The following is a 22,325-nucleotide window of genomic DNA, read 5'->3' as shown; positions in this document are numbered from 1 at the left end:
TTGGGGTCGGTGATGAAGTAGTTGGCGTTCAGTTGCATGATGTTGGGGGTGACGTAGTTGAACGTCTTGCCGGAGCCGGAGCCGCCGATGACCAGCACGTTCAGGTTCCGGTCCAGCTCGGGGTTGTATTTGGGCCGGTGGAGGGCGAGTCCGTAGTTCTGTGTGAAGATCAGGTTGTTGTCCTCGTTGGTCTGGTCCTTGAACGCCTTGCCCTCCTTGAGGGTGCCCCAGCGTGCCGAACCGCTCTCCTCGCCCGCACGGTAGTTGCCCATGAAGGCCACAAACCGCAGCCACACCAGCCACACCACGCAGAACATGCCGAGGCCGATGAGCAGGGATGTGGCCGACAGGTCGAGATGCAGGGGCCGGTCAAGGATGAGGGGCCACATGCCGGTGAAGGCGTCGCCCCAGTGGTCGAAGAACTGGCCCGGCTGGGAGGCGATGGCCTCCCCGTACCGGTCGCCGAGGTAGAAGCCGAGGACGGACAGCAGGAAAGTGACCAGCGCCGAGACGCCCATCTTCCGGCTGACCTCCGGGTTGCCGCTGTGCTTTGCCATGCGCCGCCTCCTACCGGACCGGATTGAGCTTGTCCGAGATGTCGGTGACGCGCTCCTGCGTCTGACCGCTCTCCTTGGCGAGCTGCCTGCTGGCGTCACGGGCCTCTCTGGCCTCCGAGTCGAGGCTGTACGCCTTCTCCTCACGCACCTTGGACGGCGGCACATCCGTGCCGTTCTGCTCACGCTCGATACGCATGGTCCGCGTGTCCGTGTCCATGCCGTCGTGGGAGCGGATCCCCTGATTCAGGTCCGGGGTCTCCCCGCGCTGATCCAGAGAACCGTCCGCCACCGTGGGCCGGTTGCGGTTGAACCAGTCCTGCCGGGCGTCCACGCCGTAGTTTTTCTGAAGCGTATCGGCTCCAACGGACCAGTCCTGCCGGTGCTCGAAGGGCAAAAGCTGTCCGTCCGCACCCATGCGGGCCTCATAGAACATAAGTTCTCCCGTCATGGTGGTGGTGACACCGATACCCTGTTCGGCGAGCCGCTGGCGGAAGTCACTGAAGCCGGTGCAATTGTCGCGGGCGTCCCGCACCTTGTCCGCGATGGCCTGCGTGCGGTTGGGAGCCTGCTGCGTTTGCGTCTGTGCGGCACGCTCCTGCGCGGGAGCCTGCTCCGGCGCGGTGCGGGGACGATCCGTGATGGGGATTTCCCTTAGCCGCGGCAGCTTCTCCGGGCTGACCGGCTGGCGGAGCGTTTCGCCTATCCACTGCTCATGCTGCCGGGCCACCTCCTGCGCGAACCGGGAAATGGTGGACTGCATTCGGTCAAGGTCGGCCACGGCGAACTGGAGGAAGCCGTTGCCCTGCGGGTCCGTGAGCGGCATGGCGTACACGCCGTCCTGACGGCACATCTGTGCGAACAGGGCCGCGTCCTGTGCGCCGCCGAACGGCACGCACACCGCCTCGCGGGCGGCTGCGGCCTGCGCTTGGGCCTGTGCTTGGGTCGGGTCCATGCCGTTTTCGAGGAACCGCTGCCGGGTCCATTGCTCCGCATTTCTCTGGTAGTCCGCGAGGAAACGGCGCATTCCATAGCCGACTGCGCGGCCAAGAAGCCGGAAAATCCGCTCTCCTATATCGTCGCCCATATCCTGTGCCATGTTGTTCCTTCCTTTCTCCCGCCGGGGCGGGCGTATTGGGTTGCCGTATCCCTTCCATCTTACCCGTGGCACCTCCTTTCCCGGCAGCCTCATTCTCTACACGACGCGGGATACGACTGCTGCCAACGGGGAAACGAAAAAAGGCCCCGATCCGAAGACCGGGGCTGAAGGCAGTGATTGGGCTGTGTGATAACAGACAACATTTGGAGGTATTACGAATACGCATCCAACCATCGCCTGACAAAAAGGATACCACAGGAAACGGAGGACGGACCGGGATCGCGCCGGATATGGAAATCCCCCGAAGGTGGAAAACCCTCGGGGGTGAGTTTCATGAGAGAAGGGGCTGAGACCCAGGAGTATTTGAGCTGTACCTCAAGCCTCCGCCCAATTCCATATTCTACGGGAAGCGCTTACCCGACACGCCGAAAAATGGAATCCGGTTTTGAAAGGTGGTGCGGCGGATGGATGAGTCTGTTCCGAGCATTGTATGCCATCCGCCGCGCTCCCCACTCTATACGCCGTCGGGATGGGACACGCCGGAGGGAAAACAGAGAAAATTGGCATCGCCCTATAAAATAGGTTGTATTTTTGTTCCTGAAATAATAAAAATACCCGGTACTCAAACAGATGTGAGTACCGGGTATTAGTTACCCTATCATGCGCTTCATTCGTGGCGTAAGTTTGGCGTAAAATTTCGCTCTAATACGGTTTTTTTGTGGCGTAAGTTTGGCGTAAATCCGCTTTTCTCTACGCTGGAATCCAGTCATTTCAAGGGTTTTCGGCATCTATCAGTACATGCCGCCCATGTCAGGAGCGGGAGCAGCGGGAGCGGGAGGCTCGGGCTTGTCGGCCACCAGAGCCTCGGTGGTCAGCAGGGTGGCGGAGACGGAAGCGGCGTTCTCCAGAGCGGAACGGGTCACCTTGGTAGGATCCACGATGCCGCTGGTGATCATGTCGCAGTACTCCTCCTTGTAGGCATCGAAGCCGTAGCCCACCTGACCGGCGGTCTTCACCTTCTCCAGCACCACGGAGCCGTCGATGCCGGCGTTGGTGGCGATCTGCTTCATGGGCTCAGCCAGAGCCTTGGCAATGATCTTCACACCGGTCTTCTCGTCGCCCTCCACGGTGTTCAGCAGAGCCTCCACAGCGGAGATGGCGTTGACGTAGGCGGTACCGCCGCCAGCCACGATGCCTTCCTCCACGGCGGCACGGGTGGCGTTGAGGGCGTCCTCAATGCGCAGCTTCTTCTCCTTCATCTCGGTCTCGGTGGCAGCACCCACGCGGATGATGGCAACACCGCCAGCCAGCTTGGCCAGACGCTCCTGGAGCTTCTCCTTGTCATACTCGGAGGTGGTGTTCTCGATCATGTGACGGATCTGGGACACACGAGCGGCGATGGTCTCGGTGGAACCGGCGCCGTCCACAATGATGGTGTTCTCCTTGGACACCTTCACCTGACGGGCAGTGCCCAGCATGGTGAGGTTGGCTTCCTTCAGGTCCATGCCCATGTCGGTGGACACCACAGTGCCGCCGGTGAGGATGGCGATATCCTCCAGCATCTCCTTGCGGCGATCGCCGAAGCCGGGGGCCTTGATGCAGCAGACATTCAGGGTGCCGCGCAGCTTGTTGACCAGCAGGGTGGACAGGGCGTCGCCCTCCACGTCCTCAGCGATGATCAGCAGCTTCTTGCCGCTCTGCACCACCTGCTCCAGCAGGGGCAGCAGCTCCTGGATGGAGGAAATCTTCTTATCGGTGATGAGGATATAGGGGTCGTCCAGAACGGCCTCCATCTTCTCGGTATCGGTGACCATGTAGGGGGTGATGTAGCCGCGGTCCAGCTGCATGCCCTCTACCACCTCGGAGTAGGTCTCGGCGGTCTTGGACTCCTCCACGGTGATGACGCCGTCGTGGGAGACCTTCTCCATGGCCTCGGCAATCAGGGTGCCGATGGTGTCGTCGCCAGAAGAGATGGCGCCAACACGGGCGATGTCAGAGGTGCCAGAGACGGGCTTGGAGTTGCGCTTGATCTCCTCAATGGCAGCGGCAGTGGCCTTGGCAATGCCCTTCTTCATGACCATGGGGTTGGCGCCGGCAGCCAGGTTCTTCAGACCCTCACGGATGATGGCCTGAGCCAGCAGGGTGGCGGTGGTGGTACCGTCGCCAGCCACGTCGTTGGTCTTGGTGGAAACCTCCTTGACGATCTGGGCGCCCATGTTCTCAAAGGGATCGTCCAGCTCGATCTCCTTGGCGATGCTCACGCCGTCGTTGGTGATCAGGGGAGTGCCAAACTTCTTATCCAGCACCACGTTGCGGCCCTTGGGACCCATGGTGATCTTGACCGTATCAGCCAGCTGGTTGACGCCGCGCTCCAGAGCGTGACGGGCTTCCTCGCCGTAGCAAATAATCTTAGCCATAATTCAATTACCTCCGTAAGAAAAACTCAATTAGTCCTCGACAATGGCCAGAATGTCGTTCTGACGCACGATGTTGTACTCCTCGCCGTCCACTTTGACCTCAGTGCCGGAGTACTTGCTGGTGAGCACCTTGTCGCCCACCTTTACGGTCATGACGACTTCTTTGCCGTCCACCACGCCGCCGGGGCCAACGGCCACGACTTCGGCCATCTCGGGCTTCTCCTTGGCGCTGGCGGTGAGAATGATGCCGCCCTTGGTGGTTTCCTGGGCCTCCATGGCCTTCAAGATCACGCGATCTGCCAGAGGTTTCAGAGTCATAATTGGTTCCTCCTTATATCAATCCAATGGTTTACGGTTTCATGGGTTAGCACTCATTTTATCCGAGTGCTAACTCTAGATAAGATAATAACCGTTTCACTCCAAAAAATCAACCCCTATTTTTGAGAAATAGAGGTTGAGTGAAAAAAATTCATCTTTTGTTCACAAGGCGACAGGGGGAGTGCTAATTCGACTCCTCCACCCGGGGCTGGTAGCTGAGGCCCTGGGGATAGAAGAAATTCACCTTTTTCTCCGAGAGGCGGATGTGGTAACGCTTCTGTTCCAGCATCTCCCCGTCCACCACCGCCACCAAGGGCTGGGGCGCGGTGATGGTAAACTCGGTGCCCTCCACGGCGGTGATGAGGTCAGGGTGCTGGCGATAGCGGCCCTTGGCGTACTCCCCCACCAGGCGGAAGAAGGTCCGGCGGCTGACCTTGGGCACCACCAACATCTCCAGCTTGCCGTCGTCGGGGAGGTTGTCCCCCACGGGCATAAAGCCGCCGCCGTAATAGCGGCCATTGCACACGCATACAATGGCAGTCTCTCCCTCGTAGGCGTACTCCTCCGCCTCCACTCGGGTGGGGCGGCTGATGCCCTTCCACAGCACATTGGCGATGAGAGAGAGGATGTAGGCCCCAATGCCCCGCACCAGAGGCAGGCGGCGGTACTTATGTACATCGGCGGCAATGCGGGCATCCACGCCGGCACAGAAGATATCCAGGCCCAGCTTGCCGTTGCACTCCATCAGGTCCATGGCCACCTGGGGCCCCTGGCTGAGTTGCTCCAGCTGGGAGAACTTGTCCTTATTCTCCGGACCAAAGATTTTCAAAAAGTCGTTGCCGGTGCCCAGGGGCACGTTGGTCACCGCCACATGGTCCAGACCCGCCACCCCGTTGATGACTTCATTTAAGGTGCCATCTCCGCCACAGGCGTAGATGCGTAGGGGCTCCCCACTCTGGGCGGCAGCCCGGGCGATCTCACAGGCCTCCTCCTGGCGCTGGGTGTGCACCACCACGCTGTCCAGGTCCAGCCGGTCGATCTGCTCCAGCAGCGCCCCCTCGTTCCCCGCCTTTCCCGCCGCAGGGTTTACGATAAATAAATGTTTCATATCCCTCTCTCCGTCATTTCACGCCGTACTGGAACAGGTCGCATTTCAACATGCCGTTGTACAGCTTCCGTTTTTTATCCGCCTTTTTGCCATAGGTGCGCTCAAACTCGGTGTGAGAGGACAAAATGGACACCTGCCAGCCGTCGGGGAACTTGTCCATGGCCCGACCAAAGGCCCGGTACAGCTCCTCGGCCTCCCGCTTTTCCATCAGGCGCTCGCCGTAGGGCGGGTTGGTGACCACCCTCCCTCGCAGGCCGCCGAAGTGGAACCGGGTGGCGTCCGCCACTTCAAAGGACACCACATCGTCCACCTCAGCCAGCTGGGCATTGTGTCGGGCCAGCTCCACCGCTTTGGGGTCGATGTCTCCGCCCCAGATCTCGTAATGTCCGTCAAACTCCCCGTCTATGGCCTCGTCGGCGGCATCCAGCCACAGCCCCGAGGGCAGCTGCGCCCACTTCTGGGCGGAGAAAGAGCGGTTCAGGCCAGGAGCCCGGTTCTCGGCGATAAGGGCGGCCTCGATGGCAATGGTTCCCGAGCCGCAGAAGGGGTCACAAAAAGGGTCTCGTCCCTTGTATCGGGACAGGGCTACCATGGCAGCGGCCAAGGTCTCCTTCAAGGGAGCTGCCACACCCTGAGCCCGATAGCCCCGCTTGTACAGCCCCTCTCCGGAGGTGTCCAGCATCAGAGAAGCCCGATCCTTAAACAGGGCAAACTGTACCTGATACAGTGCCCCGGTCTCAGGCAGAGTCTCCAGCCCATACACCTTCCCCAGCCGCTTGGCAATGGCCTTTTTCACCATGGCCTGGCAGGTGGGCACGGCGTGGAGGGCGGAGTTGATGGAATAGCCCTTCACAGGGAATTTGCCCTCCCGAGGGATAAACTCCTCCCAGGGCAAGGCCCGGGTCCCCTCAAACAGAGCCTCAAAAGTGGGCGCCATAAACTCACCCAGTAAAATGAGCACACGGGCGCCGGTGCGCAGATTCAAATTCAGCCGGGGAATGTCTTTTTTGGTGCCCACGCACAAAACTCGACCGTTTTCTGCTCGCACATCGCTAAGGCCCAGTTTCTTTACCTCGTAGCTCACCAAGCTCTCCACACCCAGCAGGGTGGGGATGACAAATTGCAGTTTCCCGTCCATATTCCGTCCTCTCCGGGGTGGTTCCCCTGTTGACATAAAATAGCCATAATCTTTTTTATTATACCCAATTTTCCTCCTCATGACAAGGACAATAATTTTTTGATAAAAGCCGTAAAGGTTACAAATTGTAGTGGTATCACCAGGGGGTGCTATGCTATACTACCCCCAAAGGAGGTTTCCATCATGGATCTTGTCTATCAAATCGTCTGGCTGGCATTGCTGCTCATCTTTGCCGCTGCGGAAGCCGCCACCGTGGGTCTGACTTCCGTGTGGTTTGCCATTGGCTCCCTGGGCGCGCTGGTCTGCGCCCTACTGGGCGGCAGCATTTGGCTGCAAATTGGTATTTTCATTGTGTTGTCTGTGGTGTGTCTGGTGGCCCTGCGTCCTCTGGCGAAAAAGTATCTCAACAGCAAGGTAGAGGCCACCAACGCCGACCGTGTCATCGGACAGGAGGCCCGGGTCACCCAGGACATCGACAACATCCGGGGCGTGGGCGCTGTGACCATCGGCGGCATTCCCTGGACCGCTCGTAGTGAGCACGACACCCTCATTCCCGCCGGGACCATGGTACGGGTGTTGCGCATAGAAGGCGTCAAAGTTATGGTAGAAGAGATAAAGGAGGAAGTTGTATGCCACTCGAAGTAAGTAGTCTGTTCGGTTTGATCATCCCTGTGGTGATCATCATTCTGGTCTTGCTGATCATCGCCGCCAACGTCAAGGTGGTACCTCAGTCCAAGGCCATGGTGGTGGAGCGTCTGGGCGCGTTCCGAGCCACCTGGAGTGTGGGTCTTCACTTCAAGATCCCCTTCATTGAGCGCATTGCCAAAGTGGTGTCCCTGAAGGAGCAGGTGGTGGATTTCGCGCCCCAGCCCGTGATCACCAAGGACAATGTCACCATGCAGATCGACACCGTTCTGTACTTCCAAATCACCGACCCCAAGCTGTATACCTACGGTGTGGAGCAGCCCCTGAGCGCCATCGAGAATCTCACCGCCACCACCCTGCGTAACATCATCGGCGACCTGGAACTGGACCAGTCTCTCACCAGCCGTGACCACATCAACACCCAGATGCGGGCCATTCTGGACGAGGCCACCGATCCCTGGGGCATCAAGGTCAACCGCGTGGAGCTGAAGAACATTATGCCTCCCCGGGACATTCAGGAGTCCATGGAGAAGCAGATGCGCGCCGAGCGGGAACGCCGGGAAGCCATCCTCCAGGCCGAAGGCCAGAAGCAGTCTCAGATTCTGGTGGCTGAGGGCGAGAAGCAGTCCGCCATTCTCCGGGCTGACGCCGCCAAGCAGGCCAAGATCATGCAGGCTGAGGCTGAAAAGACCGCCCGCATCCTGGCCGCTGAGGCCGAGAGTGAGGCCATTTTGAAGGTGCAGCAGGCCACCGCCGACGCCTTGAAGCTCTTGAACGAGGCCGCCCCCAACACCGAAGTGCTCCAGCTCAAGGCTCTGGAGGCTTTCCAGAAGGCCGCCGACGGTCGGGCCACCAAGATTATCATTCCCAGCGAGATTCAGGGTCTGGCCGGCCTGTGCGCCTCTGCCAAGACGGTGTTCGACTCCGTCACCCCCAATCCCGCCACTGCCCCCGCTCAGAAGCCCCCTGTCACCAAGCCCTGAGCCCAGGACTTCCGCATTCATACATCCCAATACTCCTGGAATCCCAGCGATTCCAGGAGCATTGCACTTTTTTCCAGACCTTCTTGTACAAAGAGAGCTGTCAGCCGTAAGGCGGAAGGAGTCAGTATGGACTTGATTGTTTACCTCGTGGAAGGGGCTATCCGGTTTTGGATTGCTGCCATCCCCCTTATCGTAACTTTTCTGATGTTAAAACGATTTCAGCAGCCCCCCAAAGTTGCTGCCTGTTGCGTGGCCCTCTACCTCCCGGTCAGCGTGTTCTTTTGGGTGCAGCTGAAAGACCTGTCCCTGCTTTTGTATCAGGGTGTCCCCTATCTCTCCAGTTTTGTCTGGATTTGGGCGGAACATATTTTGTGGAAACAAAAACAAGGAGGAAAGGACGTATGAACGTACGCCTGCATGGAATTCTCCCCGAAGAATTGAACCTGTACTTTATCCACCATGGAACCCAGATGGATTTGTCCTCGGACACCCCGGTGGAAGTGGACGTGGTAGAGGGTGAGACCATTACCCTGACCCAAGACCCGCCCTTACCCCGTAAATGGAAGGCCTTGGCTGCCCTAGGCATTGTGATTACCGCCCCCTTGCAGGCCGCTTTGCATTTCGGTGATAACCAATGGGACGACGTAGTGCCATACCACCTGAGTGCTGTACTCCGCCCCTCCAAAGATGCCACCTGCACCGTACAGGTCACCAAGTCTTCCCAGAAGCTATACCCTCCCAAGCTGGAAATCTCGGGGGACGGGGTATCCCTGGAGCAGTCCACCTGTGAGCCCCTTCCCCAAGTGCTCCATCAGGCGTATTTCTTCCATATGTGCCGTGTGTTTGGGGTACTCCTGTGGGCCTTGGTGCTGTTTGGTGCACTCTTTTACGGAGCCATGACTCAGAACAACACCATGGCCGCAGCCATCTGCGCCGTGGTGGCCCTGGCCCTGGTGCTGGTGTGCGGGTATATCGGCATCTATAACCGGAAGGTGCTCCGCCGGAATCTGGAGCGTTTGCGGGAAATCAGCGGGAAACGCTCAAACACATAAGGAGGTCTGACATGACCGATCTCAACACCGCTCTAAATGATATCTATGGTTCCGTGATTCGCCGCTTCCATGTGGATTTACTCAACAAAAAGGTAGAATTTGATTTGGAATGCACCGACTACGGCAACACCACCATCCACAACCTCACCTTTACGGGCTGCACCTCATGTATGTGGGTGGAAAAGATGAAGGGCAACAGCACCTTTGATTTTCAGGCCTGTGACTATTACGAATTGACCTCGGTCCTGGTCCGAACCACCACCGCCACCTCCACAGACCCATGGCTCCAGCAGTACCCCCTGGAATACAACATTGCGGTGGAAATTTGGGATTCTGCGCTGCTGCTCCACGCCCAAGAGGTGTGTATGGATGGACTTCATTATCCCATTTCCGAATCGGACAAGGTTACCGGATAGGAGGTGCACCATTGCTACAACTCCAACCGGACAAAGACGGCCTTCAAATCCCTTTGGGCCGCCGCCATTCATCCCATGCACACCTGAATTTCGGGAGGACAATGATATGCAGCAATTACAGTTGAAACGTATCTACAAGTATCCGGCATACGATCTGGTGCCCTCCCCCGATGGCAAATTTCTAGCCGTGTCAGGGGATCGGTGTATTCGCATATTCTCTCTTCCCGCCCTGGCTCTGGAGAAAACCATTTATGTGCGCGACCCCAGCTCCATGGCCTATCTACACGACGGCTCCCTGCTGATCCTCAATACCACCGGGGGCTTGTTCCACTGGCGGGACAACACCCTCCACTCGCTGGGCCATTGGCCGGATCACCTGTGGAGGGAACGGCCCATCTTCCGCTGTGGGCCGGACAGCGTCGTCTTGGGATACGATGAGGGCGTGTGTCGGTACTCCCTTTCCACGGGACAGTTTACCCCCATCTATACCTGTCCAGATAAATTCCTGTATTTCGCCGGGGTGGCAGATGGTCTGCTCCACTTCCTGATCCATGATAGGAAAAAAAACTGGGACTTCCCCTCCTATGTGGTGATGGACCCACAGGGTACGATACACAGCTGTTCGGTGGTAGACCGCAAAATCGACTGTCGGAACATCTCCCGGCCAGGGATCATAGATGGGGGATATCTTGCCATGACCTTCTTCGGTAAACATCCCATCTTAGGGGGAAGTGTCTTGTATCTTATTTCCCCGGATGGTCACACCACGGAGATCGACTTGCCGAAACATTTCCGCTGTTCCCCCTGCATCTCTGTGGTGGGGTCCAGCCGATATCTGGCCGTTCCCAACGACTTTCACCATGATCTCATCATTCTGGACCGCAGGGATGTGAGCACCCGGTTTTATATTTCCACGGAGGAGTTGCATCACACCAGTAAAATCACCTGGCTCTCCGACTGTCTCTTCTTGTCTGATACGGAATTTTTGGTCGGGACTTGGACCAGATTGTTCCGGTATGAGATTACGGAACAGCCCATGTAGTAGACCCAGGCACACCTGACCAACCTGTTATTGCGTCTGCAAGAAATGGCGAGCCCTCAGAGCATCGCTCTGAGGGCTCAGTTTCATATTTATGTCTCTCCACCCCGCTCTGTGGGCTGGGGGCTGAACTCCGGGGTGGAGGTAACCTCCGGTTCCGGGGTAGGCTCCACCGTGGGAACCGGGGTAGGCTCTGGGGTGGGCGTTGGAGACGGGGTAGGCTGGGGCGTTGCTGTGGGGGCCGGGGTGACCTCTGGGGTAGTGCGGAAGAGATACTCCTCCAGGCACAAACCGCTCTCATACACCGCCGTGGCCGTCTTTACCCCCAGGTATCGAATGTGCCACGGTTCATACTGATACCCGGTGATGCTCTCCTTCCCCTTGGGGTAGCGGATGATAAAACCGTATTCATGAGCGTGAGCTGCCAGCCACTTTCCTGCGGGCGTGTTGCCAAATCCGTTGCTGATCTTGCCCACATCAAAGGCCAGACCTGTCTGGTGCTCTGAATGTCCCGGCCAGGCAGAATAGGTATTGGCCGCGGCTACCCCGTCTGTGGCGGCATATCTGCGATACAGCTTGTCCTGGGTTTCAAAGGAGCGAAAGCCGCTGAGCAAAGGCATGGAGAACCCGGCGTTTTCTGCCCCAGCCTGCAGCTGCCGGAGGGCGGCGTTGGCCTCCCCATTGGCGCCGCCATAGCTGCGAGGCAAGGCATACTGTTTGTTCACCAGCAGCACCCCTTTGAGGTAGGTGGGCCGCACCGTGTTGTAATAGCCGTACGGCTTGCCGCTAGGGGTCAACGGCTCCGGCGTAGGGGTGGGCTTTACCGCCCCCGTGGAGGAGTTCCCCCTCTGCCCTTTCTCTCCACCCGGAGACGTCCCCCCCTGTGCCGGTTGGGTGGGAGTGGGGGTGGCCAGTGGTGCCGTTGGTACCGGTGTGGGGGCAGGAGTGGGAGACGGGCTGGCCTGGGGCACCTGAGAGACCTGCGGCTCTGGCTGCACGGGGGCCACCTCTTGGGTGATGGTGGGCCGTGTCCCCGTCTGCACCTGGAGCTCCTCCCCTTTCCCCGTACATCCCGCCAGCAAGAAAACCGCCATACCCACACATACCATCCGTGCTGCCATGCGTCGTCTGTTCATACACACCCTCCCTTTACCAAGACAGCCCCACACGATGTGTGGGGCTGTTCTCCTTTGAGATCAGTGTATAATTTCCATGACAGGTTGTAAAGGAACTTTCGCAATTCTTTATAAAATCTCAAGAATAATATACTTCTTGCAGCACTAAGCCCTGGGCAGGAGCGGTTTTTCCAGCAGCGGTACGCTCGCGGGCCTGGAGCACCTCCACCATGCTCTCGGGGATGCGCTGGCCCAGCCCCACCTCCAACAGGGTGCCGGTCAAAATCCGCACCATGTTGTAGAGAAAGCCGTCCCCTCGGTAGACGAGGGTCAAATCATTTCCACACACCTCGACCCCGATGTGGAAAATTTCCCGCACCGTGGACTTTTTGAAGCGGCGGTTTCCACAGAAGGAGCGGAAGTCGTGCTTGCCGGTGAGGTACTCCGCCGCCTTCCGCATAGCTTCCACATCCAGAGGCTCCTCCACCCGGTATTGGTACTTTCGGGCGAATACGTCGGGGACGCTGCCCATGCGGATATGGTAGCGGTACTCCTTGCCCCGCGCGGACAGGCGGGCATGGAACCGCTCTCCCACTTCCACCACGTCCACCACCGCCACATCCTCGGGAAGATAGCGGTTGAGGTAGGCTAGCACCTCCTGAGGGGTGTACCCCTCTGGCAAGTGGACGCTGGCCACCTGGCCACGGGCGTGAACCCCGGCATCGGTGCGGCCCGCCCCTTGGATTTCCACAGGACTACCCACCATACGGGACAACACACCCTCCAGGCGACCCTGGAGGGTGTTGTCGGTGTTGCCCTGACGCTGCCAGCCGTCGTAGCGTGTGCCGTCGTACTGTATCGTCAGCTTATAATTCATGTCTTACTTCTTAGCCTTGGACTCCACCACGTCGGTGAGCAGAGCCACAAACTCGTCGAAGGACATAGCGCCCAGATCGCCGTCAGCGCGGTGACGGGGAGATACGGTGCCGTTCTCCATGTCCCGGTCGCCGATGACCAGCATGTAGGGCACCTTGTCCATCTGGGCCTCGCGGATCTTCTTGCCGATCTTCTCGTTGCGGTAGTCCACGTCCACCCGGAAGCCCTTACTCTCCAGCTGAAGGGCTAGGCTGGCACAGTAGTCGGCGGCACGGTCGGTGACGGGGAGGAAACGCACCTGCTCGGGAGCCATCCAGGTGGGCAGAGCGCCGGCGTACTTCTCAATGAGCAGGGCCAGGGTGCGCTCGTAGCAGCCCATGGAGGTGCGGTGGATGATATAGGGGGTCTTCTTGGAGCCGTCGGCGTCCACATACTCCATGCCGAACTTCTCAGCCAGCAGCATGTCGATCTGGATGGTGATGAGGGTGTCCTCCTTGCCGAAGACGTTCTTGCACTGGATGTCCAGCTTGGGTCCGTAGAAGGCAGCCTCGTCCACGCCCACCTCGTAGTCGATGCCCAGATCGTCCAGAATGGTCTTCATGACGCCCTGCGCGTGCTCCCACTGCTCAGCGGTGCCCTCGTACTTGTTGTTGGGGTTGGCGGGATCCCACTGGGAGAAGCGGAAGGTGCAATCCTCTTTCAGGCCCAGAGTCTCCATGCAGTAGTTGGCCAGCTCGAAGCAGTTGCGGAACTCCTCCTCCAACTGATCGGGGCGCAGCACGATGTGGCCCTCGGAGATGGTGAACTGGCGCACACGAATCAGGCCGTGCATCTCGCCGGAGTCCTCGTTGCGGAACAGGGTGGAAGTCTCGCCCAGACGCATGGGCAGTTCACGATAGGAGCGCTGGCGGTTGAGGTAGACCTGGTACTGGAAGGGGCAGGTCATGGGACGCAGGGCGAAGCATTCCTTGGTCTCATCATAGGGGTCGCCCAGAATGAACATACCGTCCAGGTAGTGATCCCAGTGGCCGGAGATCTTGTACAGATCCCGCTTGGCCATCAGGGGGGTCTTGGTCAGCAGGTAGCCACGCTTCTGCTCGGTGTCCTCAATCCAGCGCTGGAGCAGCTGAATCACCCGGGCGCCCTTGGGCAGCAGCACAGGCAGGCCCTGGCCAATGACGTCCACAGTGGTGAAGTACTCCAGCTCCCGGCCCAGCTTGTTGTGGTCCCGCTTTAGGGCCTCAGCCTGCTGCTCCAGGTAGGCGTCCAGCTCGTCCTTCTTGGGGAAGGCCACGCCATAGATGCGCTGGAGCATCTTGCGGTTGGAGTCCCCACGCCAGTAGGCGCCGGTGGCGGAGGTCAGCTTGATGGCGTTGCCCTTGATGCGGCCGGTGGAGTCCAGGTGGGGGCCGGCGCACAGGTCCACAAACTCGCCCTGCTTATAGAAGGAGATGACCTCGTCCTCGGGCAGGTCGTTGATGAGTTCCACCTTGTAGGGCTCCTCTTTCTCCTCCATAAGAGCCAGAGCCTCCGCCCGGGGCAGCTCGAACCGCTCCAGCTTCACCTTCTCCTTGCAGATCTTGCGCATCTCGCCTTCCAGCTCGGTGAGATCCTCGGGGGTGAATGGACGGGGGGTGTCAAAGTCGTAGTAGAAGCCGTTCTCAATGGCGGGACCAATGGCCAGCTTCACCTCGGGGTGCAGCCGCTTCATGGCCTGGGCCAGAACATGGGAACAGGTGTGCCAATAGGTCTTGCGGTACTCGGGATTTTCAAAGGTATACAGATTCTTTTCTTCGCTCATGGTATTGCCCTCCTATTCAAATTGGTTCGGGGCGAAGGGATAGAAAAAGCCTCACCCCTGAGATTGGTTCAGGGGTGAGGCATAAAGATGCTCCACGGTTCCACCCTGCTTACAAGAAGAAGTGCGGAGCACCCGAGAGCAGGGCAACAGCGACACACGCAGACCGAAAAATAGGTTGGGCGTAGCCCGGCGGCATTTTCGGCGCAGTGTGGAGCAGTTGGCCGTTGCGAAGGGTGCGAGCATGACACCAAAAGGTGGCAGTACTTGCACATAACATCTTGTCGCTTGTGTCCTCTGTAACGGGAGGGCCCCGTCCCGGTCATGTCCCGGGCAGCTCGGGAGTGGTACCGCCGAAGGCAACGTGCAGGATGCTTGCACCAAACACATCCCTCTCTGGGCAGCTGCTGATTCCGGCTCTTCTCCGTCCACGCCATTTTGATGGGGACACTATATCACTTGGGAGACAAATTGTCAAGGGTCGAACCTTATGCCTCCACCCGCTTGTAGAGAATGGGCTCGTCATATCCGAAGGTGCGCTTGCCACCCACCTCCATGCTCTCAATGACCTCCAGCACCTCGGGAGAGAACCGCTCAAAGAGGTTGAATTTCAGTACAGGAGAGAACATGCTCACGCTGCCCCCCTCCCACACGCCGTCCACCTTGCGGTAGAGGGCCGGGGTGAACTTCTCCGACACCTTCAGCTGGTTGTAGTCCACCTCACCCAACTGCTCATAGGTAAAGGTGTTCTTGTCGTACCCCTGGGGAATCTCGTAGGAGGTGAGCTTCACATCCTCCCCCTCCTGGGTGAAGAGAAACAGGTGGGGAGCGGCATGGGTGCTGCCGTTTCCGGTGTAGTAGCTCTCCTCCACCACAAACAGCCCTTCAAAGCCGTCCGGCAGGTTGGTAATTTTATCGTTGCACACGGTGTTGACGTGGCGGGCGTAGGGGAAGTTCTCCCCCGCTCGCTCCTTCTCTTCAAACTGGGCCTTGTTGTCAAAGTTGCCAATGAGCAGGGCCACCATTTCTTTCAGGTTATTCATCACGGTTCATCCTTTCACGATTGAGTTTTTTCATATAGCTCATGAGCTGCTCCCGCTCCTGGGTGGACAGAGGGGCCAAAACCTCCTGGTCCCAACGGCGGAACACCTCATGGCTCAGAGCAAAGACTTCTTCTCCCTTGGGGGTCAGGCGCACCACCCGGGCCCGGCGGTCCTTGGGGTCCGGCTCCTGCTCCACAAAGCCCCCTTCCGCCAACTTGGCCAAGGTGCGGTTCAAATGCCCCGCATCCAGGCCCAACACCTGGCCGATCTCCTTGGGGGAGCAGGTCCCCCGCTTTCCAATGCAAATTAAAATATACACCTGCCCGTAGGTCACTCCTACCTGGGACAGCTGCTGGGTACAGTAGCCCACAAACTGCCGCCGCAGTGCGGACACTTGGGCTGCAAAGGACGTCATTTCCACGTCGTTCCCTCCATTTATTTGACTAGATCAAGTATATTATATTCTTTGACTAAGTCAAGTATTTATTTGAAGAAAAAACATCCAAGATACGGGTATTTTCCCATATCTTGGATGTTTTGTGCACTTATGGATGCTGGATGCCAAAGAAACGGCATCCATTTGCGGTGGTGGCCTCCACCACCTCCGCCACGGTGAGGTTTTTCACCAGGGCGATGGTCTCCGCCACCCGGTAGACATGGCGGGAGTCGTTGCGCTTGCCACGGAACGGCTCAGGAGAGAGATACGGAGAATCCGTCTCGATCATAATCCGATCCAGAGGCAGCCACTCCAGCACCTCCAGGGCCTTGCGGGCGTTTTTGTAGGTGACCACGCCGGTAAAGGAGAGCATCCACCCCATCTTCACCAGGGTTTTGGCGTCCTCCAGGCTTCCGGAATAGCAGTGGTACACCCCTGTGATATAGGGGTGGGCCTGCACCGCCTCCAGGCAGTCCCCGTGGGCCTCCCGGTCGTGGACGATGATGGGCAACCCCAACTTCTCCGCCAAATCCATCTGGGCGTGGAACACGTGCTTCTGGTGGTCCCGGGGTGGGTTGTCCTTCCAGTAGTAGTCCAGACCGATCTCACCGATGGCCCGCACCTTCTGGTGCTCCCGGGCCAGCTGCTCCAATTCGTCCAGCCAGCTGTCCTGCCAGTCCCCGCAGTCCCCGGGGTGGACGCCCACGGCGGCGTACACATGGGGGAAGGTTTCGGCCAGCTCCACGGCGGTGCGGGAAGTGGCCAGATCACAGCCCGGGTTCACCACCAGCCCCACCCCGGCCAGGGGCAGGGCGGCGAGAACTTCCATGCGGTCGTCCTTGAACTGGTTGGAGTCGTAGTGGGCGTGGGTGTCAAAGAGCATGGTAGACACCCTCTTTAGCACAGCTTAGCCCCGGCGGGGATGGCGTCGCTGACCATCAGCAGGTTCAGCTTCTCCTCGCCACGCTCGGTGTGCACGGCGGAAATGAGCATGCCCTGGCTCTCCTGGCCCATCATCTTGCGGGGAGGCAGGTTGACAATGGCCACCAGGGTCTTGCCAATGAGCTCCTCGGGCTTGTAGTACTGGGCAATGCCAGAGAGGATCTGCCGGGGGGTTCCGGTGCCGTCGTCCAGAGTGAATTTCAGCAGCTTGTTGCTCTTCTTCACGTTCTCGCAGTTCACAACCTTCACGGCACGCAGGTCATTTTTGCAGAAGGTGTCAAAGTCCACCTGCTCCTCACTGAGGGGCTCCACTTCCAGGGCGGGGAGAGCGGCCTTCTTGGCCTCCTCGGCCACCCGCTCCAGCTCCTCCAGGGCCTTCTCAGCATCCACACGGGGGAACAGGTTCTCACCCTTGGACACGGTGGCGGTGTCGCTGAGGCTGCCCCACACACCGGCGCTCTCCCAGGTGCAGCAGCCCTCACAGGCGCCAATCTGGGCAAACAGCTTGTCCATGCTCTCGGGCATGAAGGGGGTGAGGAGCACGCCGCAGATGCGGGTGGTCTCCAGCAGGTTGTACATCACGTGGGCCAGGCGGGCGCCGCTTTGCTCCATGTCCTTGGCCAGAGCCCAGGGGGCGTTCTCGTCGATATACTTGTTGGCCCGCTGGATCACCTTGAACACTTCCTCCAAGGCCTTGTGGGGGGCGTAGGTGTCCATGTCCTTCTGGTAGGTCTCCCGCAGAGCGGAAGCCATGCCAATAAGCTGGGTGTCAAACTCCTGAGGCTCGGCCCAGGTCTTGCACCCGGCGGGCAGCTGGCCGCCGAAGTACTTACCCACCATGGCGGTGGTGCGGCTGACCAGGTTGCCCAGGTCGTTGGCCAGATCGGTGTTGATGGTCTGGATCAGCAACTCGTTGGAGAAGTTGCCGTCGGAGCCGAAGGGGAAGGTGCGCATGAGGAAGAAGCGCAGGGCGTCCACGCCGAACATCTCAGCCAGGATATAGGGGTCCACCACGTTGCCCTTGGACTTGGACATCTTGCCGCCGTCCAGCAGCAGCCAGCCGTGGCCGAACACCTTCTTGGGCAGGGGCAGTCCCAGGCTCATGAGCATGGCGGGCCAGATGATGGAGTGGAAGCGGACGATCTCCTTGCCCACGATGTGCACGTCGGCGGGCCAGAACTTGTCGAAGTCGTCGTACTTGTCGTTGTCATAACCCAGGGCGGTGATGTAGTTGGACAGAGCGTCCACCCACACGTACACCACGTGGCCGGGGTCGAAGTCCACAGGCACGCCCCAGGTGAAGGAGGTACGGGACACGCACAGATCCTCCAGGCCGGGCTTGATGAAGTTGTTCACCATCTCGTTGACTCGGCTGCGGGGCTCCAGAAAGTCGGTGTTTTCCAGCAGGTCCTGGATGCGGTCGGCGTACTTGGACAGACGGAAGAAGTAGGCCTCCTCCTCGGCGTCCTGCACCTCCCGGCCACAGTCGGGACACTTGCCGTCCACCAGCTGGGACTCGGTCCAGAAGGACTCGCAGGGCTTGCAGTACTTACCCACATACTTACCCTTGTAGATGTCCCCGTTCTCGTACATCTTCTTAAAAATCTTCTGAATAGCGGAGACATGGTAGTCGTCGGTGGTGCGGATGAAGCGGTCGTTGGAGATGTTCATCAGCTTCCACAGGTCCAGCACGCCCCGGTCGCCGCACACGATCTTGTCCACGAACTCCTTGGGGGACACGCCAGCCTCAGCGGCCTTGTCCTCGATCTTCTGGCCGTGCTCGTCGGTGCCGGTGAGGAACATCACCTCACGGCCCCGCAGACGCTGATAGCGGGCGATGGCGTCGGTGGCCACGGTGCAGTAGGTGTGACCGATGTGCAGCTTATCGCTGGGGTAGTAAATGGGGGTTGTGATATAAAAACGATTGTCAGACATGGGTATCCTCCTCCTTGTTCTCCATGGGAATCTCGATCTCTTGGGGCATTCCCGTCGGGGCGCTCAGCTTTTCCTCCGAGCCCACCGTGGGCGGGTTTTGCAAGTTGATGGGCAGGCGATGCAGGGCAGCCACAGCGGCCACCCACTGGGACACCAGCAGCAAAGTTGTTCCGGTGTCCGGCCGGGAGGCCAGGGCCACCCAGGAGCACACCACCGTCATCCCCGCCAGCCACAGCATACGCCGGGGCCGGGCGGCGGCACAGGACATACCCGCCCAGTCGATATACATCAACATTCCGGCGATTACCGCCAAAAGCAAAGGCACATAGTCCCACAGCACCGGGTCGGCAGCGCAGTTGCGGTAGGTACCCAGCAGCCAGCCGCAGCCCGCACAGGCGGGCAGGGCCGCCCAGAAGCCGCCCTTTCCTCTCCGTCCGGGCCGGAAGCCCTCCCGGCCAATTTGCAGCAAGCCGAAGAAGGCTAGCAGGGCCAACACCGCAGTGACCATGCCCAGCACGCCGTTGTCTCCGCCCCTCCAGGTCTTCATGGCCAGAGCTACCTGATAGGCCTTCCACAGAGCCCGCCCTTTGGTAAAGAGAATGGGCACGGAGGCCAGAGCGCAGAAAGCGGAAATGCACATCAGAGCCAGAAACACACTGTCCCCGGTGGCAAAAAAGCTCATATCCCACCGGCGGCCCCGAACCTTGGCCCGGGGCGGGGTGACCACAGGCTGACGGGCAGCCAGCATGGCCAAAACAGCCACTGCCATCACCAGTACGCACACCAGCACCACGCTGGCGGTGGCCCCGGGAATGGGCAAGCCATACTCCCCTTCAAAGGCGGTGGCCTCCTGCCACAGCCGCACGGCGGCAGCCACCGCAGCCAGCACCAGGGTCCACACCAGCCAATAGACTTTGTAAGGTCGTTGCTTGTTCATGCTACTCCTCTCCTTCCATCACAACAGGGTAAAGTCCTGGAAGGGAAAGAGCACCATCACCGCTCGGCCAATGACGCAGCGGGTGTCAATGACCCCGATGTCCGGGTAACGGCTGTCGGCGGAGTCGTTGCGGTTGTCTCCCATGACGAAGATGCACCCTTCCGGCACCGTCACATGGTTGACACCTTCCCCGTAAATGGGTATTTGCATGGCCTCTTTGATATAGGGCTCTTCCAAGGCCACGCCGTCCACATAGACGGTGCTGGTCTCATAGTCGATGTCCACCCGCTGGCCTTCCGTGGCAATGACCCGCTTGACCAGGGAGTCGTTTTGGTAGGACCGCTGGGTCACCACCACCACGTCCCCCTGCTTGGGCTCATAGCCCAGGCACCACACCAGCATGGAATCTCCATTTTGCAGGGTGTTCTCCATGGATTCGCCGCTGACCACAATGATGCGCACCACAAAGGTGAACACCAAAATGAGGGCAGCCAGTACAAACACCAAGGTGCGAACGTTCAAATACAATTCATACCCCAGAGAGGTGTCCTTCTGGGTTCTGGATGGGGGAGTGACAACCTCCCGCACTTCATCATCCATGTTTCTCCACTTCCTCTGCGGGGATTTGTTGGGCCAGAGCCTGGGGATCGTCATATACCATCTGGAAGGTATCGGCATCCATGGTCTCAAAGGCCAGCAGATAGCGGGCCACCAGCTCCAGCTTGTCGCTGTCCCGCTTCAAAATGTCCTGACACTGGGCGTAGGCATCGTCCAGCAGGCGCTTCACCTCGCCGTCAATGAGGGCGGCGGTCTCTTCCGAGTAGGGCTTGGCCTGGGCCATGGAGCGGCCAATGAATACCTCGTCATGCTCGGAGGAGAAGGTGACCAGCCCCAGCTTCTCGCTCATACCGTACTTGGTGACCATGTCCCGGGCGATGGAAGAGGCCCGCTGCAGGTCGCTGATGGCGCCGGTGCACACAAATCCCAGGGCGTGGGCCTCGGCGGCCCGGCCACCCAACAGGGTGCACAGGGTCTCGCACAGCTGCTGGCGACTCACATGGCCTCGGTCCTCCTGAGGCCGGTTGATGGTCATACCGGCGGCCTGACCACGGGGGACAATGGTGATCTGATGCACCGGGTCCTGGGTAACCAATGCATGGCTGACCACGGCGTGGCCCGCCTCGTGGTAGGCGGTGATGCGCCGATCCTCCTCCAGCTGGGCCCGACTCTTCTTCTCAGGGCCAGCAATCACCTTGATCACCGACTCCTGAATGTCTTTCAGGGTAAGGAAGGGCTGATTTTTCCGTGCAGCCAGCAGGGCGGCCTCGTTCATCAGGTTCTCCAGGTCAGCCCCGGTAAACCCGGTGGTCTCCCGGGCCACTTCCCGCAGATCCACATCCTCGGCCAAAGGCTTGCGCCGAACATGAACCTTCAAAATCTCCTCTCGGCCCTTCATGTCGGGACGGCCCACATACACCTGGCGGTCAAACCGGCCGGGGCGCAGCAGGGCAGGGTCCAGAATGTCTTGACGGTTGGTGGCGGCCAACACGATGACCCCCTCGTTGGCGGCAAAGCCGTCCATCTCCACCAGCAGCTGGTTGAGGGTCTGCTCTCGCTCGTCATGACCGCCGCCCAGGCCCGCGCCACGCTGACGGCCCACAGCGTCGATCTCGTCAATGAACACAATAGCGGGAGACTCCTTCTTGGCCTGGTCGAACAGGTCGCGGACACGGGAGGCGCCCACGCCCACGTACAGCTCCACAAAGTCAGAGCCGGAAATGGAGAGGAACTTTACCCCCGCCTCCCCGGCCACTGCCTTGGCCAGCAGGGTCTTACCGGTGCCCGGAGGACCCACCAACAGCACGCCCTTGGGAATGCGGGCGCCCAGGTCAATGTACTTTTGGGGGTTACGCAGAAAGTCCACCAGCTCTTGCAACTCGGCCTTCTCCTCGTCGGCACCAGCCACATCCGCAAAGGTAACCTTCACGGTGCCATCCCCCTGGACGGTGCGGGCCTTACCAAAGCGGCTCATGCCGCCCTGACCACCCTGGGCGTTTTGCTGGCGCATAGCCATCACGCCCCAGATCACCATGACCACCACCACAGTACCCACAATGGGGATGGTGATTTGCAGCCACAGGGGCATCTCATAGGCGGGCTCCAGGTCAAAGTCCTTCAACGTTCCATCTGCCTGCTGCTGGGCGATCTCATCTCCCAGGTCGCTGTAGAACAGGTCTACATCCGCCAGACGGTGATACCGCTTCTCCCCGTTTTGCAGCTGCATGGTCAGGGTCTGGTTATCGGACACCTGGAAAGCAGCCACCTGCTCCTCCAAAAAGTAGGTGCGCACCTGGCTGTACGTGACATAGTTTTGCTGTTGGGTGTTGCGGAAGGCCACAAAGCTCCACACCAGCAGCAGCACCAGCACCACGTACACCACAGCGCTGCGAATTTGTTTTCCACGATTCAAAATT

Annotated in this window: 21 protein-coding genes and 1 pseudogene; 6 read left to right on the top strand and 16 right to left on the bottom strand. The window is 59.4% G+C overall.

All coding sequences use genetic code 11. From position 1 onward, the window contains the following. From B5G37_RS06435 to B5G37_RS06410, 6 genes and pseudogenes are all read right to left on the bottom strand, one after another. Positions 1 to 557, bottom strand: a pseudogene (locus tag B5G37_RS06435) (hypothetical protein); the annotation flags it as partial. 10 nt (positions 558 to 567) lie between these two features. Further along, complete coding sequence (locus B5G37_RS06430; protein WP_087255631.1) at positions 568 to 1,653, bottom strand: hypothetical protein; 1,086 nt, start codon at positions 1,651 to 1,653, stop codon at positions 568 to 570. 791 nt (positions 1,654 to 2,444) lie between these two features. Beyond that, complete coding sequence (gene groL, locus B5G37_RS06425; protein ID WP_087255627.1) at positions 2,445 to 4,070, bottom strand: chaperonin GroEL; 1,626 nt, start codon at positions 4,068 to 4,070, stop codon at positions 2,445 to 2,447. Positions 4,071 to 4,100: 30 nt separating this feature from the next. Beyond that, positions 4,101 to 4,388, bottom strand: a complete 288-nt coding sequence (locus B5G37_RS06420; RefSeq protein WP_087232017.1) for a co-chaperone GroES — start codon at positions 4,386 to 4,388, stop codon at positions 4,101 to 4,103. Positions 4,389 to 4,572: 184 nt separating this feature from the next. Beyond that, positions 4,573 to 5,496 (bottom strand): diacylglycerol kinase family protein, encoded by a 924-nt coding sequence (locus B5G37_RS06415; protein WP_087255624.1) that lies wholly within the window; start codon positions 5,494 to 5,496, stop codon positions 4,573 to 4,575. A gap of 13 nt (positions 5,497 to 5,509) precedes the next feature. Then, positions 5,510 to 6,634, bottom strand: a complete 1,125-nt coding sequence (locus B5G37_RS06410) for a class I SAM-dependent RNA methyltransferase (RefSeq protein ID WP_087255621.1) — start codon at positions 6,632 to 6,634, stop codon at positions 5,510 to 5,512. A 183-nt stretch (positions 6,635 to 6,817) separates the two neighbouring features. Here B5G37_RS06410 and B5G37_RS06405 point away from each other — a divergent pair, with 183 nt between their 5' ends. The 6 genes from B5G37_RS06405 to B5G37_RS06380 all read left to right on the top strand — a co-directional run bounded on the left by B5G37_RS06405 (position 6,818) and on the right by B5G37_RS06380 (position 10,772). Then, the gene (locus B5G37_RS06405) at positions 6,818 to 7,279 is read left to right on the top strand and encodes an NfeD family protein (RefSeq protein ID WP_087255618.1); all 462 of its coding nucleotides are present in this window, start codon (positions 6,818 to 6,820) and stop codon (positions 7,277 to 7,279) included. Beyond that, the gene (locus B5G37_RS06400; RefSeq protein ID WP_204217879.1) at positions 7,264 to 8,262 is read left to right on the top strand and encodes an SPFH domain-containing protein; all 999 of its coding nucleotides are present in this window, start codon (positions 7,264 to 7,266) and stop codon (positions 8,260 to 8,262) included. The genes B5G37_RS06405 and B5G37_RS06400 overlap by 16 nt, the downstream gene beginning before the upstream one ends. A 126-nt stretch (positions 8,263 to 8,388) precedes the next feature. Beyond that, positions 8,389 to 8,667: a hypothetical protein gene (locus tag B5G37_RS06395; RefSeq protein WP_087255615.1), complete on the top strand. Its 279-nt coding sequence runs from the start codon at positions 8,389 to 8,391 to the stop codon at positions 8,665 to 8,667. Next, complete coding sequence (locus B5G37_RS06390) at positions 8,664 to 9,314, top strand: hypothetical protein (RefSeq protein WP_087255610.1); 651 nt, start codon at positions 8,664 to 8,666, stop codon at positions 9,312 to 9,314. Before B5G37_RS06395 ends, B5G37_RS06390 begins: the two co-directional genes overlap by 4 nt. Positions 9,315 to 9,325: 11 nt before the next feature. Further along, positions 9,326 to 9,730: a hypothetical protein gene (locus tag B5G37_RS06385; RefSeq protein ID WP_087255607.1), complete on the top strand. Its 405-nt coding sequence runs from the start codon at positions 9,326 to 9,328 to the stop codon at positions 9,728 to 9,730. Positions 9,731 to 9,836: 106 nt separating this feature from the next. Beyond that, positions 9,837 to 10,772 carry a hypothetical protein gene (locus B5G37_RS06380; protein ID WP_087255603.1) on the top strand — a complete coding sequence of 312 codons (936 nt, stop codon included), beginning with the start codon at positions 9,837 to 9,839 and terminating at the stop codon, positions 10,770 to 10,772. A gap of 89 nt (positions 10,773 to 10,861) precedes the next feature. On the opposite strand, the gene B5G37_RS06375 is transcribed toward B5G37_RS06380, so the two are convergent. The 10 genes from B5G37_RS06375 to ftsH form a co-directional block, all read right to left on the bottom strand. Beyond that, positions 10,862 to 11,905, bottom strand: a complete 1,044-nt coding sequence (locus B5G37_RS06375; protein WP_204217877.1) for a M15 family metallopeptidase — start codon at positions 11,903 to 11,905, stop codon at positions 10,862 to 10,864. 118 nt (positions 11,906 to 12,023) lie between these two features. Further along, positions 12,024 to 12,761 carry a tRNA pseudouridine(38-40) synthase TruA gene (gene truA, locus B5G37_RS06370; RefSeq protein ID WP_087255599.1) on the bottom strand — a complete coding sequence of 246 codons (738 nt, stop codon included), beginning with the start codon at positions 12,759 to 12,761 and terminating at the stop codon, positions 12,024 to 12,026. Between the two features lie 3 nt (positions 12,762 to 12,764). Continuing rightward, positions 12,765 to 14,561: a threonine--tRNA ligase gene (thrS, locus tag B5G37_RS06365; RefSeq protein WP_087255596.1), complete on the bottom strand. Its 1,797-nt coding sequence runs from the start codon at positions 14,559 to 14,561 to the stop codon at positions 12,765 to 12,767. Between the two features lie 485 nt (positions 14,562 to 15,046). Then, positions 15,047 to 15,601, bottom strand: a complete 555-nt coding sequence (locus tag B5G37_RS06360) for a hypothetical protein (RefSeq protein WP_087255593.1) — start codon at positions 15,599 to 15,601, stop codon at positions 15,047 to 15,049. Next, a complete protein-coding gene (gene bilQ, locus B5G37_RS06355; RefSeq protein WP_087255651.1) occupies positions 15,594 to 16,016 on the bottom strand; it encodes a bilirubin utilization transcriptional regulator BilQ in 423 nt (140 codons plus the stop codon). Before bilQ ends, B5G37_RS06360 begins: the two co-directional genes overlap by 8 nt. 130 nt (positions 16,017 to 16,146) lie before the next feature. Beyond that, the gene (locus B5G37_RS06350; protein ID WP_087255592.1) at positions 16,147 to 16,920 is read right to left on the bottom strand and encodes a TatD family hydrolase; all 774 of its coding nucleotides are present in this window, start codon (positions 16,918 to 16,920) and stop codon (positions 16,147 to 16,149) included. Between the two features lie 14 nt (positions 16,921 to 16,934). Further along, a complete protein-coding gene (gene metG, locus B5G37_RS06345; protein ID WP_087255589.1) occupies positions 16,935 to 18,914 on the bottom strand; it encodes a methionine--tRNA ligase in 1,980 nt (659 codons plus the stop codon). Continuing rightward, positions 18,907 to 19,851 carry a hypothetical protein gene (locus tag B5G37_RS06340; protein WP_087255587.1) on the bottom strand — a complete coding sequence of 315 codons (945 nt, stop codon included), beginning with the start codon at positions 19,849 to 19,851 and terminating at the stop codon, positions 18,907 to 18,909. The genes metG and B5G37_RS06340 overlap by 8 nt, the downstream gene beginning before the upstream one ends. Positions 19,852 to 19,869: 18 nt before the next feature. Continuing rightward, positions 19,870 to 20,451 (bottom strand): signal peptidase I, encoded by a 582-nt coding sequence (lepB, locus tag B5G37_RS06335; RefSeq protein WP_087255584.1) that lies wholly within the window; start codon positions 20,449 to 20,451, stop codon positions 19,870 to 19,872. Further along, positions 20,444 to 22,321: an ATP-dependent zinc metalloprotease FtsH gene (gene ftsH / locus B5G37_RS06330; RefSeq protein WP_204217875.1), complete on the bottom strand. Its 1,878-nt coding sequence runs from the start codon at positions 22,319 to 22,321 to the stop codon at positions 20,444 to 20,446. The genes lepB and ftsH overlap by 8 nt, the downstream gene beginning before the upstream one ends. Positions 22,322 to 22,325: the final 4 nt, after the last annotated feature.

The organism is Pseudoflavonifractor sp. An85 (assembly GCF_002161235.1).
Taxonomy (GTDB): domain Bacteria; phylum Bacillota; class Clostridia; order Oscillospirales; family Oscillospiraceae; genus Enterenecus.
This window is presented reverse-complemented; position numbering and strand designations above follow the sequence as displayed.